Here is an 18,767-nt window from a genome sequence, read left to right as displayed (position 1 = left end):
CTGATTTTTGATTGCAGCGTTACGCGCTGGCGAATTCGCCGTAGCGCCCATCCATATAGACGAGCGGTTTCGCTAGCTCGCGCCGAAGCACCTGCTCGACCTCGCCAATGAAGATGTTGTGCGTTCCGTGTTCGAAATTTTTCGAAACATTACGGCAAAAAATATTCGCCTGGGCGTCTTCGAGATAAGGCGGACCAAGCGGCGAGCCAAGCCAGGAGCCCACGGTGAATCGTGATTCGCCTTTCGCCTTGCCGCTGCACATGTTCGAAATTTCAGATTGCTCGGCGCACAGGATGTTTATGCAAAAATCGGCGCCATGGGAAAGCGGCTCGTAAAGGCTGGCGGTTTTGTTGACGCAAACCAGCATGGACGGCGGGTCCATGCTGAGTTCGCTGATGGCCGTCGCCGTCATCGCATAACGCTGGCCTTCATGCTCGCAGGTTATCACCGCAACGGCTTTGGCGAGGCTGCGCAGTCCGTCTTTTAGCGCCTCTGCGATTTCGCGGGTTTCCGTTTTGTCGAGAATTTCGGGACGAGGTCTGACATCGATGTTCATAACACGCCTCTCCTTTTAATACGCATCGATTTCTTTCAGCGCCGCCGTCGCCTGGCGCCAGCTATCGCTGGCTGCGGGAAGGCCGTAATAAAGCGCTGCATGAAGCAGGATTTCCCTGATTTCTTCTTTGGTGACGCCGTTTTTGATGGCGCCTTTCACATGGTGCTTGAGCTGATCGGGTTTGCTCATGCCGACCAGCACCGCGACCGTCAGCATGCTTCTGATTTTCAGCGACAATTGCGGCCGGCTCCAGACTTCGCCGAAGCAAATGCGGGTCACTGCGTCCTGAAGCGGCATTTGGAAATCATCGGCGTTGATAAGGCTTTTCATGCCTTCCGGCCCGAAAATTTCTTCGCGCAGCTCACGGCCTTTTTGTCCAGCGTCTTTTGGGGACTCAGTCATCGGGAATTGTCTTCTTTTGTTCGAGGCTGGCGCTCGGGCCACAGATAGGGGCGGGCGGTTGCGGCGAGGCCGTTCAGTTCTTTCGCCGCCGCCGGCGACATCGCTCTTGCGCGCAAAAAGCCGTGGACCATGCCGGGGGCGGCGCGAACCGTTGCAGCTACGCCGGCGGCGTTGAGGCGCTCCGCATATTCGAACGCTTCATCACGCAAAGGGTCGCGTTCGGCGGCGAGAATGAGCGCTGGCGGCAGCGCGCTTAGATCCGTTGCGGACAAGGGCGGCGTCAGGCCGGAATCCTTGTCGAGAGTGCGATGATAAAGCTCAATGAACCCTTCGACTTTGTCGCTGGTCAATAAGGGATCACGGGACTGTGCGTAGGCGGGACGTCCGGGCTCCAGTGCGAATGCGCCGTAAAGAAGAAGCTGACAGGCCAGTGGGGGCCCCTTGCGGTCGCGCGCCTGCATGGCCGCCGTCGTCGCCAGCAGCGCGCCGACGCTGTCGCCCGCCACGGCGAGACGCGACGCATCGATATTCAGCTCTCCGGTATGCCGGTGCAGCCAGCATAGCGCTTCGTAGCAATCGTCCTGCGCGTCATTGTAGCTGCTTTCCGGCAACCGGCGATATTCAACGCTGGCGACGACGGCGCCGGTCTCCTCGGCAAGGCCCGAGGCGACGCTGTCGAATGTTTCAAGGCTGCCGAAGGCGAATCCGCCGCCATGGAAATAACATATCCCCGGCCGCGCCGTGTCCGTTCCCGGATGATAGATTTTGACGCCGATCTCGCGGCCTTCACGCACAATGAATGTCGTGAAGGTCTCCATGGGACATGCAGGCGGCGCGTCGAAGGCCCGCGCGTTCATATCCGAACGCAACCGCGCCGCGCTCAGCGTTGTCGCGCCGGCCTGGGCCGTCCGAAAAAGAGCGACATATTTGTCTATGCCTTCGGGCAGGGAAGCATCCACTGCCGCGTTCGGCTGGTTAACGCCGGGCGATTGAGCCGATGCGCGCCTTTCGCGGGGAGTGGTCTTGATATCCTTCAGGACTACCATGGAGCGCCCTAAGCGAACGCCTCATACCGGACTTCCGGTCCCTCAGCGGAAAGCTCTTTGAGGCGCGGCATGACTTCCTTGGAGAAGAGAGTCAGGTTCTCGACCGTGTCTTCATGGCTGAGCGTGCCGGCCTGCCCCATCATCAGAAGATTGCCGAAGCCGCCGACATCCGAATAAAACTGCGCGATCTGTTTGAAGACGTCATCGGGCGTGCCGACAAACATGAGACCGGCGTCGATATATTGTTCAATGGTCGGATCGGACGGGAGCGGCGAGCCGTCACGCAGGCGTGGACGAATGGCGAAGGGACCGGCTTGCGCCATTTTCACATTCACCTGCCACGGATTGAAGCCGGCCGGATTGCGGAATTGCGGATCGAGCCGGGCCGCGGTCGTGAAATAAGACTTCATCTCCTCTGCGCGTTCAAACGCTTTTTTGCGATCATCGGCGACCGAGACGATGGCGAGGTAAGCAAGCTTGTCGTCCGAAGGCAGACGGCCATGAGCTTCGCTGTAGGATTTGCGATAACCGTCGAAAACCGACCGCGCCACGGCGCCGGAAAGGAAGGTCGCGCAGTTGTAGTCGAGTTTCGCATGGGGCGCGGCGCTGTTGGCGCTGGACGCGGTCATCCAGATCGGCGGATGCGGATCCTGGATCGGCCGCGGCCACAGGCTGACCACGCGATAATGGAAGTTTTCGCTGTCCCAGGAGAAATTGTCTCCCCTGTTGGTCAGCGCTGCGAGAATGAGATCATGCGTTTCCCAGAAGCGGTCGACGAACCGGTTCGGAAGGCGGTTCGACATGAACACTTCATAAGCCGCGCCTTTCACAAGCCCGACTTCAAGCCTGCCGCCGGAGATCGCGTCGACCATGGCGATTTCCTCGGCGACACGCACCGGGTTTGAGCGGTTGGCGATGGGAATGCCGAGTGCGAGGAGGCGCGCGTTCTGGGTTTGCCGGGCGAGGATCGCGAGTGTCGTCATGCAAGACGTCGACATGCAGGTCGCCGCAGCATGGTGCTCATTGATCATGATGTTGTAGCCGAGCTGGTCGGCGAGCATATATTCGTCGAGATACCGGTTGATGAGCGCCCCCGCTTCAACGGGATCGCAATGATGGGACGGCAGGTTGACGCGCATGGCGCCGGGAACCTCAAAAGCCGGATGATAAGCTTGTTCGCTGAATTGCCAGACTTTCATGGTTTCCTCCTAGCTCGCCGCTGCGTTTTTGAATTTTGTAATGCGGTCGGCGGCAGCCTCGGGGCTGTCCGTGTAGATGCGGTGGCCGCAGGAAGGAATGGTCTCGAAACTGGCGTTCTTGATGCCGGTGACGAACCCGTCTCCGTATGTTGTCGGCGCGATGCGGTCTTCCTCGCCCCAGAGAACGAGCGTCGAGACTTTGATCCGGTGAAGGCGCTGTTCCAGCTTAGGATTGTAGAGATAGGGAGACCAGCCATAGAGCGTTAAGGCTTCGGCGTTGCGCGCCTTGCGTCCCAGTTCTTCTTCCGACAGTTCGGAAACATCCGTCAGCGCCGGCGACTTGAACTGCATACGCTCCTCGGCATCCTTGCGGTCCAGCATGAAGATGTCGGTGACGATCTGCTCGCGCCGGTTTGCGGTTCTAAGGCCGAGCGGCGCGCCGAGAACGGCGTTGGAAAAGCGGCTGCCATCCTTCACGAGGATCTCCGCCGCCACCCATCCGCCGAAGGAAAACCCGACAAGCGTGACATCGTTGAGATCCAGATGCTCCATCAAATCGAGATAGAAATAGGAAAGGTCGTCGACCGTGCTGAAATGACGGGGAAGATCGGAAGCGCCGAAGCCGGGATGGGAAGGCGCGTAAACCGTAAATTTCTGGGCCAGAATATCAATCAGGGCGGCGGAACCTTCAACGCCGTCCATGCCGTGCAGGTAAAGAAGAGCCGGCCCTTCACCTTTGACAAAATATTCGAGGCTGACGCCGTCAAGCTCCAATGTCTTGGCGTCTTTCAAATAGTCTTCCAGTGATGGAACCTTGCTCATTTTCCTCACTCATGTTTATCGGCGCGCTGTCGCATGTGCTTTTTTGAGCGCCAGTTTGTTGAGGAAGATTATTTTCGGAATGATAGATAACGTCCAATTCTTTCAATCGGTGGTTTTGATAATTAACGGGTATCAGGCATGCGGCGGAGAGGTTTTCCGCCCAAGGGTGACTGGGAAATATCGTGTATTATCAATGTGCTAATGTGAGTTCGCGGGGTGATTTCGGTTCCATAATGCATGGCGGCGCCCCGCCGCTCGGGCATGGGTTTGGGAGCGCGATGCGCCTTCAACATAATAAAGTTGTATACGGATAAATACGCATCAGCAGAGCATATGAAATACACTTCATTATAAGCGATGCCTTTTCGATATGATACCGATGCCCGTCAACGCTTGGTTCGGCAACTTGCGGACGCGTCTTGACGCGCGACCACATTCCATGAATGCCTTCTAGGCGACAGCGCTGCGTCTATGTCTAAACCGCGCTGGCCAGTCGCCACGCTTCGGGGCAATCGGCTAGACGCAAATCAAAAGCAGCCAAAACATACGCAGAATATAAGAACATGCCCTATACAAAGACTGTCCGTGAATGCGTTTTCGAAATATTCGACCAGTTCGGCATTGATAAGGTTTTCGGAAACCCCGGCTCGACAGAGTTGCCGATGTTCCGGAATTTTCCGGAACACTTCGAATATGTGCTGGGCTTGCAGGAATCGATTGTGATCGGCATGGCGGATGGGTACGCACAGGCTAGGCGCCGTCCTGCTGTGGTCAACCTCCATTCCGCGGTCGGCGTCGGCCATGCGCTGGGCAATATTTTCACAGCCTATAAAAACCAGACGCCGCTCCTGGTGACGGCGGGGCAGCAGGCGCGGTCGATCCTGCCTTACCAGCCGTTTCTTGGCGCAGAGCAGGCGGCTGAATTCCCTAAACCGTATGTGAAATGGAGCTGCGAACCGGCTCGCGCCGAAGACGTGCCGGCGGCGATTGCAACTGCGCTTCGTATGGCGGTGCAGCCGCCCATGGGGCCTGTGTTCGTGTCCATTCCGGTCGATGATTGGGACAGGCCAGGCGAGGCGGCGCACGCCCGCTCCGTGACTACCCGCATGCGGGCGGATCCGGACGCTGTCGCCCGGATCGCCGCCGCTTTGGCGCGGTCGAAAAAGCCCTGTTTTATCAGCGGAGCCGGAGTGGCGCTGGATGACGCATGGGACGAGTTCGTCACTTTCGCCGAACGCAACAATGCGCCCGTGTGGGTTGCGCCGATGACCGCGCGCAACTCGTTTCCTGAAAATCATGATCTTTTCCAGGGGTTTTTGCCGGCGCAGCGGCAGGCGATCGTTGAACGCCTTCAAGGCCATGATCTTATTCTGGTCATGGGCGCGCCGTTATTCACCTATCATGTGGAGGGAGGCGGGCCGCATATTCCGGATGACGCCGAAGCTTTTCAGATCACCAACAATCCTCAACACGCCGCTTGCGCCGCAGCAGGGAAAGCGATCTGCGCGAATGTGAAACTGGTTTTGCAGGACCTGCTCGATCGATTGGAGCCGGCGCGCCGCCCTGCGCCGCCAAAGCGGGAGGAAACAGCGCTGGCTTCAGGAGAGCCGCTGACGGACGTCTATCTGTTTCAGCGGATGGCCGCGCTGCGCGATCCCAAAAGCATCATCGTTGAGGAAGCCCCTTCCAGCCGGCTGGCGATGCAGGCCAATCTTCCGGTCACCGTCAAAAACGGATTTTACACCTGCGCCAGCGGCGGGCTCGGTCATGCGCTGCCGGCCTCGCTCGGCGTCGCGATGGGACGGCCTGAGGAAAAGGTGATAGCGCTATTGGGCGACGGCTCCAGCATGTACGCTATTCAAGGCCTGTGGTCGGCGGCGCAACACAAGCTTCCGATCAGTTTCATCATCGTCAATAACGGCCGTTATGAGGCGCTTGAGCGGTTTGGCCGGCATTTCAGCATGCAAAAGGTCGAGGGCACGAAACTCTCCGATATCGATTTTGTGGGGCTTGCTGAATCGCAGGGCGTTTCCGCCTGGAGAGCGTTGCATAAGGACGAACTGGATGACGCGCTGTTGCGCTCCTTTGCTGCAAAGGAGCCGACTCTAGTCGAGGTTGTCGTGGAGTAGGGGCGAATATGGTCCTGTCCTGTGAGCCATGAAACTCGCGCGCCCTGACGGGCGCGATTAACATATAATGGAAGCGTTTTCCGAAACGATGCGCGATGGCGTCGCTGATGCTGAGTCCATCGACAAGGCGATGATCAATGGCGTTAATTATCCTTTCGGACCGATGACGTGGGCGTGCGCCGCTCGCCATGCAACAGGCGAAATGGTGGTGAACGCCGCGTTGACCTGCCGCATACGGTGAATCTCGCCTTTGCGCGGCAGATTTTTTCTTTGCTGTTTTCAACGCGTGACAAACAGGAGGGCGTCGAGGCTTTCCTTGAAATACGCATGTCTGAATGGAAAGCTTGTTAAGCTCAGGGGGATCAGGGCGCTGTGGCGTTTTTGAAGGAGCGCACCAGATGTTCCACATTATTTTCATTAACGCCGCAAAGATTGATGCGCCCACCGCCGACAATATAGACGCCGTGCTCATCGCGCATCGCGCGCAGCTGGTCGTCCGTCAGGGGCAACAGAGAAAACATGCCCGCTTGCTCGGCGATAAAGCTCAACTGGTTATGCAGGCCAAAATTCTCGGCGGTTCTCGCCAGCAGACGGCGATTGCCCTGCACGCGTTTGGCCATCTCCGAAAGCTCTTCGCGCCAGAGCGCCGTCAACGCCGCATCACTGAGAATCTCGGCGACAATGGCCCCGCCATGCGCAGGCGGTATCGAATAGTTCCGGCGCGCCAGACTTGTCGCGTGGGATTTCACGGCGAGAGCGTTGTCGGCGTTTGGACCGACATAGATCAGCGCGCCTGTGCGTTCGCGATAAAGACCGAAATTCTTCGAACAGGAATAGGTGATCAGCACTTCCGGCAGGTCAGCCGAGAACTTGCGCACCATGTAAGCGTCGGCGTCGAGATCCTTGGAAAAGCCGTGATAGGCGGTGTCGACCAAAGGCAGGAAACCTTGCGCGGCCGCCATCGTTGCGATCTCGTCGATCTGTTCGGTGCTAAGGTCGGCCCCGGTCGGATTATGGCAGCAGCCATGCAGCAATAGAACGTCTTTCGGGCCGAGCTTTGAAACGCCCGCTTTGAAGGCTTCGAAATCGACTGCGTTGGCATCCCGGTCATAATAGGGAATGGAATTGAGTTTGAGGCCCGCGGCGGAAAGGAGAGGCACATGGTTCGGCCAGGTGGGCTCGCCCAGGGTGAGGCTCGCAGCGCCCTGGCTATTCGCCAGCTCGCCCGCGAGGCGTAGCGCGCCGCATCCGCCCGGAGTTTGCACGGCCGCCGCGCGGCCCGCGGAAAGAGTTTCACTGTCCTTTCCGAATATAAGATCGAGTATGGCTGGACCGAAGCCCGGCGCGCCATCGGTCGGCGTATAGGCTTTCGTGGTCTGTTTGGCCGTGACATTCGCTTCCGCCTGCGCCACGGCTTTCATTATCGGCGTCGTCCCGTTGATGTCGCGGTAAACCCCGACGCCAAGGTCGATCTTATCCGGACGGGGATCGTCCTGAAAGAGTTTCGTCAGCCCCAGAATGGGATCGGGCGGGAGGAGTTTCGTATCTGCGAACATAGGCGTCTTCGTACCAGCGAACGGGGCGCGGTCAAGCGGCCTGGCTTGCCGGCGACGCTTTTTCGAAGTCCGCAATGAGAGATTTCAGACATTCTTCGGCCTCTTCGACGGACTTTTCATTCACCGGACCAAAAACCGCCAATCTCGCTGATCAATTCCGCGACGGATGCAAATCCGTCGTGAAACTGAAACCTGGAAATCCTCCAGCCGGGTGGCTCAATTTTAAGGGAAAAGGACAGTCAAAACTATTTGTACTTGTTTGTTGGGACGTTCAAATGACTCGACGGTCCCCAAGCCGCCAATAGCGCCGAGGTTGATTTTATGAGCCAATGATGAAACTCGTCGACGGGCATTTCGCCAGCGTCCAACCATTTCAACGTCGACTCGAAGAAAAATGAAACAAGCACATTAGCGCAGAAGTCGACATTGTATGGGCCCTTATCGATATTGCTGAATGCCTCCATACGCCTGCATGTCAGGTGTAGAATATCCGCGTGATAACGCTGGAAATAGATACGGTAGTCTGGATCGTTTGCCGCGTGTCTGCAGAGGATTATGAACGAGGTCGGGTGGTCGGCGATATATTCCAGCGCGCCGAGCAGGTGCTTTCTCCAATCTTTGAAATCACCAGCGGTGTCGGCTTCGACGAGGTTTTCGCGGGCTGCTTCAAGCGTCGACTGTATGAGTTTCGTTTTCGAAGGAAAGTAACGGTAGAGGCCGGGCTTTTTGACGCCAAGCTCGTCGGCGATTTCGTCGATCGTCAGTTTGCGCAGGCCGTTTTCCGCCAGAATGATCGTAATGCGACCAAGCAGTTCCCGTTCGCGCTCGGCGCGATGGGTTTTGAACCGGGTGCTGCGCCGGTCGGGCTGCGGCGCGGCCTCCGCGGATGCTGCTTTCCGGGACATGGACAAACCTCGTCAGGCTGAGAAGCCGCGGCTTCTGGGATCCGGCGTAAAGACGTCTGATTGAACAATTGTCCGCCTTCTACTGCAATTTGACTGCGGACGGTCCTTGCAACCGTGAAAATAAGTGATACGAATTAGTATCATGTAAATCGCGCGCGCGCCATCGCCGCGATGCGGGAAGATTCTCACCGATCTGGACGTGCCATGCAGAAATGCGCCATTTCGGATACCGCCGCCAAACGGAAAGCCAGCCTTTCCGGGGCCGGTCGCTTGAACCGCCGTTATTTTCTGCTTTCGAGCGCCGGCGTCGCGATCTCCGGATGCGTCGCTGCGGCCCCGCGATCTTTTTCCGCCGATCCGGCCGTGCGGCGCGCCTGGGAATGGCCGGTCTACGGCGCGACCAACGCCGCGACGAAATATTCGCCGCTTGCCGGCATTCATGGCGGCAATTTCAACGAGCTGAAAATCGCATGGGAATGGCGTTCGCCGGACGAGGCGATCATCTCGGACAATCCCGATTTTCGCCCTGGCGAGTTTCAGGCGACGCCGATCATGGTCGACGGGCGGCTTTTCGTCTCGACCGCCATGTCGCAAGTCTGCGCCATCGATCCCGAGACCGGGCGAACGCTCTGGGTTCACGATCCGGGAACCTGGCGCAACGGCTATCCCACCAGCAAAGGATTTCAGCATCGCGGCGTCGCCTACTGGCGGCGCGAGGGTGACGCCCGTGTTTTCATTGCGACTGGCGACAACAGGCTGATCGCCCTCAAGGCGGAAGACGGCGCGCCGGTCGCCTCTTTCGGCGAAGGCGGCGAAGTAGATCTGCGGGTGTCCGGCCGGCGAAAACCGGTGGAGGCGCGCCCCGCCGATTTGTTCGGAACAACGTCGCCGCCTTTGATCGTCGGCGATACGGTCGTCGTCGGCCAGTACATCCATGATCGCGTCGTGAAGGACGAGATGCCGCCCGGCGATGTTCGTGGTTTTGACGCCTATACTGGTTCCTTGAAATGGGTGTTCAATATCATCCCTGGTCCCGGCGAGCCTGGTTCCGAGACGTGGCGCAATGGTTTGGCGCGCGGCGCCGGCAACGCCAATGTCTGGGCGCCCATGAGCGCCGACGACGAAGCCGGCATCGTTTACCTGCCAACAAGCTGCCCCACGAATAATTTCTTCGGGGGCGACCGGCCCGGCGACAATCTCTTCGCCAATTCGATTGTCGCGCTCGATGCTGAAACCGGCGAACGCCTCTGGCATTTCCAGATCGTTCATCACGATATCTGGGATTACGATCTTCCCTGCGCGCCCATTCTCATGGACATCCATGTCGAAGGCCGGCCGCGCAAGGCCGTCGCCCAGCTGACGAAGCAGGGTTATTGCTTCGTCTTCGACCGGATTACAGGCGAACCGGTCTGGCCCATCGAGGAAAAGCCCGTCCCGCAAACGAAACTCGCGGCGGAATGGACCTCGCCGACCCAACCGGCGCCGGCGAAGCCGCCGCCTTTCGAGCGTCAGGGACTAACGCGCGACGATCTCATCGATTTCACCCCCGAATTGCGCGCCGAAGCCGAGGAAATTTTCTCGCGCCTCGATGCGGGACCGCTGTTCACGCCGCTGGGGCCGGAACCGACCGTCGTGCTGCCGAGCTGGGTCGGGGGCGCAAACTGGTGGGGCGGCGCTTTCGATCCGGAAACGGCGCGCCTGTTCGTTCCGTCCATCTCCGTGCCCGTCGCCATGGCGCTCGACGAAGACGGGAGGCGCATCGATAGCGGGGAAGGCGTTCATGAAATCGCCGGACGAACAACGGTCATCCGCGGGCCGCAAGGCATGTCGCTTTTAAAGCCGCCTTACGGCCGGATCACCGCCTTCGACATGAACGAAGGCGAAATCGACTGGACGCGGCCCAACGGTCCCGGCGCCATGGATGCCGACAAATATGCGCCGTTCAATACCGGCTGGCTCGGCACGACGGCGCGCACCGGACCGCTCGTGACGCCGACAGCGCTGTTCATGGGCGAGGGGCCGCATCACCGCCAAGCGCGCAAAGTGCTGCGCGCTTATGAAAAAGCGTCGGGCGATGTCTTGGGCGAAGTTCCGCTGCCCGACAATACGTTGGGACCGCCGATGACCTACGCGGTCGACGGGCGCCAGTACATAGTCTGCGGCATGGGGTTTCGCGGTTCGCCGCACCGGCTGGTGGCGCTGGCGCTCGCATAAGGCCGGAAACAAAGGAGATCGGGATTGGATCAGACCGTAACCAAATGCCGGCTTCAGGCGATGGTGTTCGCCGTCCTTGCGATGTTTTCGGCGCCGGTCTCGGCCGCGCCGGCCGGCCCCGCAATCAAGCATTACATTCTCATTCATCTCAAACCCGGTGCCGACCAGCTTCAACTCGACCGCTGGTATCTGACCTATCACGGTCCGGAAAATCGGCGCGCGGTCAAAGCATGGCAGCGAAACTATCTGTCTTACCGGAGCTACCTGCCGCCGCGCGAAACCGAAGATAAGGTTCCCCTGCAATATGGACGGATGACGGAGATCCATTTCGATTCCCTCGATGATTTCCGGGCGACACGCAAAAACAGTCTTTATGGCGGTTTATCCTCCTATACGCCGCCGCCCGGCGGCTGGCGCGACAACAAACTCTTTGAAACGACGACCGCGACGATCCCGGTCAATCCGGAGGCGCTTCCCGTATCGAAGCCGACGCCGCCGAAGGAAACGCCCTATGTGCGCTGGATCATCGTCTTCGATTATCCGGAAAGCATTACAGTCGAAGAAGGCGACGACTGGTGGGCGCAGGAGCGCGCTCCCGCTCTTGAGCGGCTACAAGGCGTGCGCCGCTTCGGTTTTTACAAATCCGCCAGCGATGCGTCGCCCAAGCGGCGCCTCGCGGAAATCTGGTTCGACGACATGGAGACGTGGAAGGCGAGCGCCGCAGACTGGTTTCCATCGCGTGCAAAACCGGCATGGGGCGATCCGTTCGACGGCGCCGCCATGATGCTCATTGGAGAAAATCCAGACATCGACTTTGTCTATGACAGCCGCGTTATTCCGTAAGCGATAGCGCGAATGCGTAAGCGTGAAATCCGGCGAATGCGAATTCGCCGGCAGAGGACACGTGTGTGCCGATAGCCAGGTGGCGGAGCGCGCCCATGACGCTATCCGCACGCGTCGCGTGAGGGGAGGCAGTAACGACAGTAAAAACCTACATCAGAAAAAGGAAACGCCCATGACGACCAAATCCAAACAACCATCGACTCGCCTTTTCATGCTCGGCGCAGCCTGGCTCGCGCTCGGCGGTGCGGCTTTCGCCGACTCGACCGACGCGACCAATGCGGCGAACGGGTCCGCCTGCAACGACATACGCCCCTTTTACTGGGAAATCGGCGAAGACAGCGGCGGCCCGGTCGTATCGGGACAGGTCGGCGGAACCGACTATGCCCGCGACACGCAGATCGGCATCGCATCGGCGTCGAAATGGATTTTCGGCGCCTATGTTCTGGAGCGCTATTACGGTCCGCCCACGGGTTCGGCCGGCGCGACTATCGTGTCAGCGCTCAACATGCAGGAAGGCCATACGAGCTTTTCGCCGCTCTATTGCGCCTTCACGACATATGTGAACGGGTGCCATATGATCGGCTCCAATGACGACGTCGATTCGAGCAAGGTCGGCTATTTCAATTATGGCGGCGGCGACGGGCAGTACGCCGCTGCGGATACGGGGCTCCTCGGTCTCAACACGAAGACCGCGACGACCCTGTTGAACGAAGTCAACAGCTATCTGAGCCTCGGCTCCGACTTCGAATATAATTTCCCGGCGGTCGCCGGCGGCATGCGGTCAAGCGCCGAGGATTACGCGGCCTTTCTGCAGAACCTGATGGACGGCACTTATGTGATGTCGAGCTATCTCGGCGACTCTGCGGTCAACACGCAGTGCACGGAATGCAGCAGCCCGTTCGGCTCTGTCGACCTTCATTATTCCTATTTCCACTGGGTCGAAGACCAGACCGGCGGAAACCTGCCCAACGGAACGTCGGTCAGCGCCGGCGACGGTTCCTTTTCAAGTCCGGGCGCGCTCGGATTTTATCCGTGGATCAGCGCGGACAAGGAAACCTACGGGATCGTCGCCACCGACGATGCGAGTTTCCAGGAAAGCTACGTCTGCGGCGTGGCGATCCGTGACGCGTATTTCCAATAACCTCAAAGGCTAGCCGGTCACGAAAGGACGGCGGCGGGAGCGCTTGTCTCCCGCCGCCGTCTTCGTAAAGAAACGGCGCGGACTTTGTGAAAGGGCCGCGCCGTCAAGTGGGGGTAGAAACCGAAAAAACTTTCGCGAGCTCTTACGCCGGTCGGCAGACGTCGTGTTGACGCGCCGCTTGCGCCGCCTTCAGCATTTCCGGCGATCCTGCAAGCCGGCGAATAAGCGCAACGCCTTTGCGCGTCGGGGAGGTCGCTTTTATCGCCGCCGGATCAAGGTCGGACACATCGTCCCCGTCTTCCACTAAAAAGACGCGCCCCGGGCCGTTTTCGATTTCGCGGTCGTTGACGACGAAGAAATTGTTGGTGTCGTTATCGAAGATGGACAGCGACGAATAATATTCGTTGAGGGTCATTTCGAGATAGACCGGTCCGTCCGAGAGATCGTAAACGCAGATGGAGTAGATCAGATCCGGCGAGGGACGCACGACATTGCGCGAAGCGTTGGTGATCGGCTGCGCGTGAACGAGCGTGTTCACGCGCTCGCCGTCGCGCCCGACGCGTTCGATGACCTTGTCCATTTCAGTCCGGGGAAAGGCGCGCACCGTATATAAATGAGTTGCGACAAGCGCCGTCAGGAAAACAGCCAGGATAATGACGATCTGTACAGGTTTCATGATTGGCTCTCCTGGCAATAGATCTTCGTCAGGTCGGGAAAAGGGATGTCTTCCGGCCGCTCAAGGGCGGCGTCCGAGGGATTGTAAAGGCGCAAGGTGAGATTGAACGGCCCGGCTTCCTTCGAGGAAATCCAGGCGCCGTTTTCCGGTCGCGACGGCTGGATGACGGCCTGCCAGTCGGCGCCGTCGCTAATCTTCTCAGGGCTCACCGAATGGGCGTTGTCGTCGTTCAGCGCCAGGAAATCGTCCTCGGCGTAGAGCGTCACCGACCACCATCGCGCCGGCATGGCGCCGCCCGTGAGGCGATAGCGGCATGTCTCCACAAGGCGATCGCCGGCGTCGTCGCGATCGCGGAAGAAATAGATCGTTTCGTCCCGGCTCAGCGCCAGGAGGCCGCGCTTGGCGATCCTCGCGCGCGTATAGGGCCCGGCGTCGCGAGACCCGATGGCGAGGTCGCCGGACCAGCCTTTTGCGTTGAACTTATAGGCCTGGCCGTCCCAGCCGTCGCCGCCAAAGGCGCCGAACGACCAAAGCCCGCTGACGGCGCCGACGATGAGGCCGGCGACGGCGGCGAAGCCGGCGAGTAAAAGGAAGCGGAAAATTTTGCTCATGGATCGGTCTCCAGGACGATGGTTGCGGCCATGCCGCCGGCGACAGTCCCGGAAGACCCGGCGCCAGCGTTTTGCATGCGATTGATTATGGTCGGCGCCGCTCGAAACGCGCGCCTTCAGCGAAAGCTTCCTTCGCGCTCGGTCCGTCGAGCCAGGCCCGCGCTTCCTCGTCGTGCTTGAGATAGGCGTCGAAAAAGGCCGTCGCCGCCACCGCCGTGCGCGTGCGAATGTCCGGGTACCACGCTTTTGCCCGCGGACCGGATGCGCCGCCGAAAACCGCATGATCGGCGCCGTCGAAGACAAGAAGATACTGAGGCGCGCCGTCGATCTCGGCGAAAGGGATCGTCCGGTTTATCGGTGCATCGCTCTCGTCCAACGGATTGGCGTCTTCTGTGCCCGTCACATGCAGGATCGGGCGGTCGATGGCGCCGTAAACGAAATCATAGTCATCCGGTTTGACGCGCGGCCCCGGGGAGGGGGGCGACAAAGCCATGCCGGCGCGCAATCTCGGCTCTTTAAAGTCGCCGACCTCGCCAATGCCCTGATAACGCCGGCCGAGCAGCGCCAGGACCGTGTGCGCCCCGAAGGAATGGCCTGCTATGCCGATGCGGCTGACATCGGCGTTCAAGTCGCCGGAAACGGTCCGCGCCTCGATCTCATCGATCACGAAAGGTACGTCGTTATACCGGTTGATCGTTGTCGCCGGCTTTTTCGTCGCCTTGCGCAGGGCGGCGAGGATCGCCGCGCGTCCCCGTTTGCCGCGCCACACTTCGGCGTCGGATCCGGGATGCTGGATGTAAATGACGAGGAAACCGTGAGAAGAAAGTTGTTTGCCAAAATAAGGCGCGGCCTCCACGCTGCCGCCGAGGCCGTGAGAAAAGATAACCACTGGCGCGGGCTCATCCGTTTCCGGCGCATAGAGTTTGACCTTGATGTCGCGTCCGCGTTCTTCGTCGGTCCAGACGTCATAGCGAACCAAGGCGCGGTAAGGGCCCGGCGCGCTGTAGTCATTGTCAGGATGGCTTTGCGCCTCGCTTGCCTTAGCCGCGCCAGCGTCGCCGGCGCGCGCAATGGCGCAGCCGCTCAACGCCAATGCGAAACTGGCGAGCAGAATCGCGGAGCGAATGGATCGATATGCTGGCAACGGACCCTCCCAGGCTATTTTACCGGCGCAGGTTTTTGGCGGCGCGCCGCCGGAAACGAGCCTTCGGCAAGGACCGTCGAAAGGCGGCGGGATGCGCCTTTTATTTTGCGCCTGTCTCACCTTAGCTCTTGAGATTAAATTGTCCACAAATTTGTTGACAATTAAGCCGTAAAGCTAATGATTTGAGTTTCAGCAGGGTGCAGGGCCTCGAAGACGAATCCGCCTCAACGGAAAGAGTCTGGAATCTCAAAATTTTATCTGGTCTTTCGCTGAGCCTGCAGTCAAATTATGACAATCATGTCAGCAATGTTGTACACAAAAGGTAAGAGCATTCATGGCGGCGCCGAAAACCAAGCGTGTTTCTTCTGACGATCTCGTTGCGGAGATCATCAGGCTCATTGAGCGTAAGGTGTTTCAACCGGGGGACCGCCTTCGCGAACAGGATCTGGCCAACCGTTTCGGCGTCAGCCGCGGGCCGATCCGCGAAACCTTGCGCGCGCTCGAAGCCAAGGGGCTTGTACATATCGAACCGATGCGCGGCGCCTGCGTCACTCGGCTTACCGATGAAGACGCGCTGGAAACCGTCGAAATCAGTGCGGTTCTGTTCGGTCTCGCCGCGCGCAAGGCGGTCGGCTGCAGCGCCGGCGCCATCGAGAAAATGCGTCAGCGTCATGAGGTGCTGGCCGGCATGGCCGAACTGGAGACGACGTCAAAAGCGTTCTTCCAGCAAACGCTGCGCATTGGCCTTGAGGTTATGAATGCAGCGAACAGTCCGCGCCTGTCGTCCCTGGTCACCGATATCCGGATTGGCACGCCGAACCTCTACGGCCATCTCGGGTTTACGACGAAGCCCTTGCGGGAGACCGCCATCAAAAAGTGGGGCGAAATGATCGCGGCGATCGAGGCCGGCGACAGCGCCGCGGCGGAACGTCTGGCGCGCGAAGTCCATGCAGATTCGCTGAACGCTGCGCTCGAAATTATCGGATAAAAGCCGGGCTCGCTCCGCCGGGCGGGGATGTTCATCAACTCCAGTTAAGTCTGAAAAGCCTGGCTTCCAGCGTCTCATATTTATCACAACGCAGCTGTGCCTGCAAAATTGTCAACAATAATGTGGACAAGACTTGGGCGCTGTGTCTACGATGGGAAAAAACGCCGCTGCGAAAAAGCGGGCACATAAAGGGACAGGGAGGACGCAATGAAAGATCATTTTTACATGACGTCTGCGATTCTGGCGGCGTTGGGCGGGCTTTGCCTCGCCCCGGGGGCCATGGCGCAGGAAGCGGGCGCGCGCGCCGGCGCGGAAGACACGATCGTCGTAACGGCGCGCAAGCGCAGCGAAAGACTCGAGGACGTGGCGGCGAGCGTTTCGGTCCTCTCTGAGGAGGATACGGAACTCCTGGCGCTCGACGGGATCGCGGATTACGTGCGCCAGATTCCCAACGCGACGCTTGTCAGCGCCGGTCCCGAATATCTTGCGGACATTTCCATTCGCGGCCAGGGGGGCGGGCGTCAGGGATTTTCGGAATCCGCCACAGGCATTTACCGCAACGGGATTTACGTCGCCGGCGGCGGTTTCGGCGGGCGTTCCTTCAGCCGGCTCGATTTCTTCGACGTCGACCGGATTGAAACCTATCGCGGCCCGCAAGGCGCGCTCTACGGACGAAACGCCGTGGGCGGCGCGATCAATGTGATCAGCCAGCGGCCCACCGACGAATTCTCGGCGGAATTCAAGGCGGGATACGAATCTCCCGAACGCTATTCGGGAAAGGCCATCCTCAATGCGCCGCTCAGCGACGCCGTGGCGGCCCGCATCGGCGCCTATTACACCGACCAGAACGACGGTTTTATTAAAGAGGAATCGACAGGCGAGGCGGTGGATAAAAGGGAATATTTCGGCGCCCGCGGCCAGCTGAGAGCCGATCTTTCAAGCGCCACCACGGCGAACCTGACTGTCGAATATTTCGACAGCACCGCGCCCGGTTTCTCCGCTCTCGGGCAGCGCCAGGCGCCGCGTTTCGCCGCCGGACAGTTTGCGGACACCGAACCGGGCCCCTTTGTCTCGCGGGACAGCCGGCGAGGGGTCGTCGAAATCGATTCGACGGCGGTCTTCGCGGAATTGAATTCGGCGCTCAGCTTCGGAGAGTTCACCGCGATCTTTTCCTACAAGCAGCGCAACGGCGACCGCTTCAATGAAGACCTCGACAGTTTTCTCGGTTTTCAGGGCATCACGGTCGCCGGCATTCCGACCGATCTCATCGCCTCGCAGAGCGAAGATTTCGAACGCTTCGGCGGCGAAGTCCGACTGGCGTCCAACGATGACGGCGGCGTGACCTGGCTGATCGGGGCGGATTTCGGCGCGCACACCGACGACGTGGTGACGGCGAATGACGGGGCCGCAGGCATTGGCGCGCTGGCCGCGCTCGCGACCCGCGTCGACGCTTTCACGGAAGACCTCACGACCTATTCGGCGTTCGGCCTCGTCGACTTTCCGTTGGGAGGCAATACGACCCTGACCGCCGAAGCGCGCGTTCAACACGACGAAAAGGATTTTGTCTTCACGCGCGAACAGCTGGGCGCCGTGGTGCTGGACACGGGCGACGTCTCGGAAAGCTGGACGAAGTTTCTGCCTGCAATCACCTTGAGCCATGATTTCGCCGAGGGGCATCTGATCTATCTTAAGGCGGCCAGTGGGTATCGCCCGGGCGGCTTCAACACCGGCATCGATACCGCGAACGCGGACTTCATTCCCTATGATCCGGAAACCGCCTATTCATTCGAAGCCGGCATGAAAGGCGTCTTCGGAAATGGCGTCCGCTACGGGCTGACCGGCTATTACATTATCACCGAGGATATTCAGGCCGTCTCGACGCTTGGAACAACAACGACGACGACCGCCCTGCAGAATGTCGGCGACACCAACGCCTATGGCGTCGAAGCGGAGCTCGGCGGCGTGACGCCCGCGGGGCCTGGGCGGTTGCGCTGGAACCTCGCGGCGGCGTCAGGCAGCGGCGAATTTTCCGACGACGCCGTCATTACGACAGCCGGCGGCGGCAGCGTTGTCGAAGTGATCGATCTCGGCGGGGTGCGTCTGAACCGGACGCGTGACTATATCTTGTCGGCAAACGCGTTCTATTTCGCCCCGCTTTCGGGCGATATCGACTGGTTCCTCGGCGGGTCGATGCAGGCCGAGGGCGGCGGCTATGAAAACGCTTCCGGCGGGTCCGATTCGCCGACCGGGCGCAGCCTCGATCATTTTCTTATGTTTGACGCGCGCGCCGGCATTTCGGGCGATAACTGGCGGCTTAGCGCCTACGGCAAGAATCTCAGCGACGAGGTTTACAGGGTGCAGTCTGTCGGCGGGAATGCATTTTATAACGAACCGCGAAAATATGGCGTCGAACTGCAACTCAAATTCGGCGGGTAGGCGTTCATCAGAATCGACGGAGGCGGAAGAAAAATTTCGGCCCGCCTCCGTCGGACCGGCTCGCCTGAGGCTGCAATGACGGGCCGGTTCCGCTATAAG

Annotated in this window: 17 protein-coding genes; 7 read left to right on the top strand and 10 right to left on the bottom strand. The window is 59.6% G+C overall.

The window, feature by feature from the left end:
• Window positions 1-19 precede the first annotated feature (19 nt).
• Genes CW354_RS18875 through CW354_RS18855 form a run of 5 tightly spaced genes read right to left on the bottom strand, consistent with a single transcriptional unit; the run spans window position 20 to window position 4,025 of the window.
• On the bottom strand, window positions 20-556 hold the full coding sequence (locus CW354_RS18875) for a flavin reductase family protein (protein ID WP_104831610.1): 537 nt from the start codon (window positions 554-556) through the stop codon (window positions 20-22).
• Window positions 557-571: 15 nt separating this feature from the next.
• Complete coding sequence (locus CW354_RS18870) at window positions 572-958, bottom strand: carboxymuconolactone decarboxylase family protein (protein WP_104831609.1); 387 nt, start codon at window positions 956-958, stop codon at window positions 572-574.
• Window positions 955-2,004, bottom strand: coding sequence for an alpha/beta hydrolase (locus tag CW354_RS18865; RefSeq protein WP_104831608.1), 1,050 nt, complete (start codon window positions 2,002-2,004; stop codon window positions 955-957). The genes CW354_RS18870 and CW354_RS18865 overlap by 4 nt, the downstream gene beginning before the upstream one ends.
• Before the next feature lie 8 nt (window positions 2,005-2,012).
• Window positions 2,013-3,203: an LLM class flavin-dependent oxidoreductase gene (locus CW354_RS18860; RefSeq protein ID WP_104831607.1), complete on the bottom strand. Its 1,191-nt coding sequence runs from the start codon at window positions 3,201-3,203 to the stop codon at window positions 2,013-2,015.
• A 9-nt stretch (window positions 3,204-3,212) separates the two neighbouring features.
• Window positions 3,213-4,025, bottom strand: coding sequence for an alpha/beta fold hydrolase (locus CW354_RS18855; protein WP_104831606.1), 813 nt, complete (start codon window positions 4,023-4,025; stop codon window positions 3,213-3,215).
• 563 nt (window positions 4,026-4,588) lie between these two features.
• Between CW354_RS18855 and mdlC the strand changes: the two genes are divergently transcribed.
• Window positions 4,589-6,154, top strand: a complete 1,566-nt coding sequence (mdlC, locus tag CW354_RS18850) for a benzoylformate decarboxylase (RefSeq protein ID WP_104831605.1) — start codon at window positions 4,589-4,591, stop codon at window positions 6,152-6,154.
• 67 nt (window positions 6,155-6,221) lie between these two features.
• Window positions 6,222-6,395, top strand: a complete 174-nt coding sequence (locus CW354_RS18845) for a 3-hydroxyacyl-CoA dehydrogenase family protein (protein ID WP_104831604.1) — start codon at window positions 6,222-6,224, stop codon at window positions 6,393-6,395.
• A 121-nt stretch (window positions 6,396-6,516) separates the two neighbouring features.
• Here CW354_RS18845 and CW354_RS18840 read toward each other — a convergent pair whose 3' ends face one another.
• Complete coding sequence (locus tag CW354_RS18840) at window positions 6,517-7,710, bottom strand: amino acid aminotransferase (protein ID WP_104831603.1); 1,194 nt, start codon at window positions 7,708-7,710, stop codon at window positions 6,517-6,519.
• 245 nt (window positions 7,711-7,955) lie between these two features.
• Entirely contained in the window at window positions 7,956-8,615 is a 660-nt protein-coding gene (locus tag CW354_RS18835; RefSeq protein ID WP_104831602.1) for a TetR/AcrR family transcriptional regulator, read from the bottom strand.
• A 270-nt stretch (window positions 8,616-8,885) separates the two neighbouring features.
• Between CW354_RS18835 and CW354_RS18830 the strand changes: the two genes are divergently transcribed.
• The 3 genes from CW354_RS18830 (at window position 8,886) to CW354_RS18820 (ending at window position 12,813) form a co-directional block, all read left to right on the top strand.
• On the top strand, window positions 8,886-10,829 hold the full coding sequence (locus tag CW354_RS18830; protein ID WP_165793828.1) for an outer membrane protein assembly factor BamB family protein: 1,944 nt from the start codon (window positions 8,886-8,888) through the stop codon (window positions 10,827-10,829).
• Between the two features lie 24 nt (window positions 10,830-10,853).
• Window positions 10,854-11,672: a hypothetical protein gene (locus tag CW354_RS18825; RefSeq protein WP_104831600.1), complete on the top strand. Its 819-nt coding sequence runs from the start codon at window positions 10,854-10,856 to the stop codon at window positions 11,670-11,672.
• Between the two features lie 172 nt (window positions 11,673-11,844).
• A complete protein-coding gene (locus tag CW354_RS18820) occupies window positions 11,845-12,813 on the top strand; it encodes a serine hydrolase domain-containing protein (protein ID WP_104831599.1) in 969 nt (322 codons plus the stop codon).
• Window positions 12,814-12,955: 142 nt separating this feature from the next.
• Here CW354_RS18820 and CW354_RS18815 read toward each other — a convergent pair whose 3' ends face one another.
• The 3 genes from CW354_RS18815 to CW354_RS18805 all read right to left on the bottom strand — a co-directional run bounded on the left by CW354_RS18815 (window position 12,956) and on the right by CW354_RS18805 (window position 15,244).
• Window positions 12,956-13,489 (bottom strand): DUF1254 domain-containing protein, encoded by a 534-nt coding sequence (locus CW354_RS18815; protein WP_104831598.1) that lies wholly within the window; start codon window positions 13,487-13,489, stop codon window positions 12,956-12,958.
• A complete protein-coding gene (locus CW354_RS18810; RefSeq protein WP_165793827.1) occupies window positions 13,486-14,100 on the bottom strand; it encodes a DUF1214 domain-containing protein in 615 nt (204 codons plus the stop codon). Before CW354_RS18810 ends, CW354_RS18815 begins: the two co-directional genes overlap by 4 nt.
• 85 nt (window positions 14,101-14,185) lie before the next feature.
• Entirely contained in the window at window positions 14,186-15,244 is a 1,059-nt protein-coding gene (locus CW354_RS18805; RefSeq protein WP_165793826.1) for an alpha/beta hydrolase family protein, read from the bottom strand.
• Between the two features lie 334 nt (window positions 15,245-15,578).
• On the opposite strand from CW354_RS18805, the gene CW354_RS18800 reads away from it, so the two are divergent.
• On the top strand, window positions 15,579-16,232 hold the full coding sequence (locus tag CW354_RS18800; RefSeq protein WP_104831595.1) for a GntR family transcriptional regulator: 654 nt from the start codon (window positions 15,579-15,581) through the stop codon (window positions 16,230-16,232).
• A gap of 207 nt (window positions 16,233-16,439) precedes the next feature.
• Window positions 16,440-18,668 carry a TonB-dependent receptor gene (locus tag CW354_RS18795; protein ID WP_104831594.1) on the top strand — a complete coding sequence of 743 codons (2,229 nt, stop codon included), beginning with the start codon at window positions 16,440-16,442 and terminating at the stop codon, window positions 18,666-18,668.
• Window positions 18,669-18,767: the final 99 nt, after the last annotated feature.

It is taken from the genome of Hyphococcus luteus (assembly GCF_002943565.1).
Lineage (GTDB): Bacteria > Pseudomonadota > Alphaproteobacteria > Caulobacterales > Parvularculaceae > Hyphococcus > Hyphococcus luteus.
Note: the sequence above shows the minus strand (reverse complement) of the source record. Positions and strands in the feature narration are given on the sequence as shown.

Coding starts and splice junctions, on each gene's coding strand:
- CW354_RS18815 (WP_104831598.1), bottom strand. CDS start 13,489: ATGAAACCTGTACAGATCGTCATTATCCTGGCTGTTTTCCTGACGGCG.
- mdlC (WP_104831605.1), top strand. CDS start 4,589: ATGCCCTATACAAAGACTGTCCGTGAATGCGTTTTCGAAATATTCGAC.
- CW354_RS18855 (WP_104831606.1), bottom strand. CDS start 4,025: ATGAGCAAGGTTCCATCACTGGAAGACTATTTGAAAGACGCCAAGACA.
- CW354_RS18875 (WP_104831610.1), bottom strand. CDS start 556: ATGAACATCGATGTCAGACCTCGTCCCGAAATTCTCGACAAAACGGAA.
- CW354_RS18870 (WP_104831609.1), bottom strand. CDS start 958: ATGACTGAGTCCCCAAAAGACGCTGGACAAAAAGGCCGTGAGCTGCGC.
- CW354_RS18800 (WP_104831595.1), top strand. CDS start 15,579: ATGGCGGCGCCGAAAACCAAGCGTGTTTCTTCTGACGATCTCGTTGCG.
- CW354_RS18820 (WP_104831599.1), top strand. CDS start 11,845: ATGACGACCAAATCCAAACAACCATCGACTCGCCTTTTCATGCTCGGC.
- CW354_RS18840 (WP_104831603.1), bottom strand. CDS start 7,710: ATGTTCGCAGATACGAAACTCCTCCCGCCCGATCCCATTCTGGGGCTG.
- CW354_RS18810 (WP_165793827.1), bottom strand. CDS start 14,100: ATGAGCAAAATTTTCCGCTTCCTTTTACTCGCCGGCTTCGCCGCCGTC.
- CW354_RS18835 (WP_104831602.1), bottom strand. CDS start 8,615: ATGTCCCGGAAAGCAGCATCCGCGGAGGCCGCGCCGCAGCCCGACCGG.
- CW354_RS18845 (WP_104831604.1), top strand. CDS start 6,222: ATGGAAGCGTTTTCCGAAACGATGCGCGATGGCGTCGCTGATGCTGAG.
- CW354_RS18795 (WP_104831594.1), top strand. CDS start 16,440: ATGAAAGATCATTTTTACATGACGTCTGCGATTCTGGCGGCGTTGGGC.
- CW354_RS18860 (WP_104831607.1), bottom strand. CDS start 3,203: ATGAAAGTCTGGCAATTCAGCGAACAAGCTTATCATCCGGCTTTTGAG.
- CW354_RS18865 (WP_104831608.1), bottom strand. CDS start 2,004: ATGGTAGTCCTGAAGGATATCAAGACCACTCCCCGCGAAAGGCGCGCA.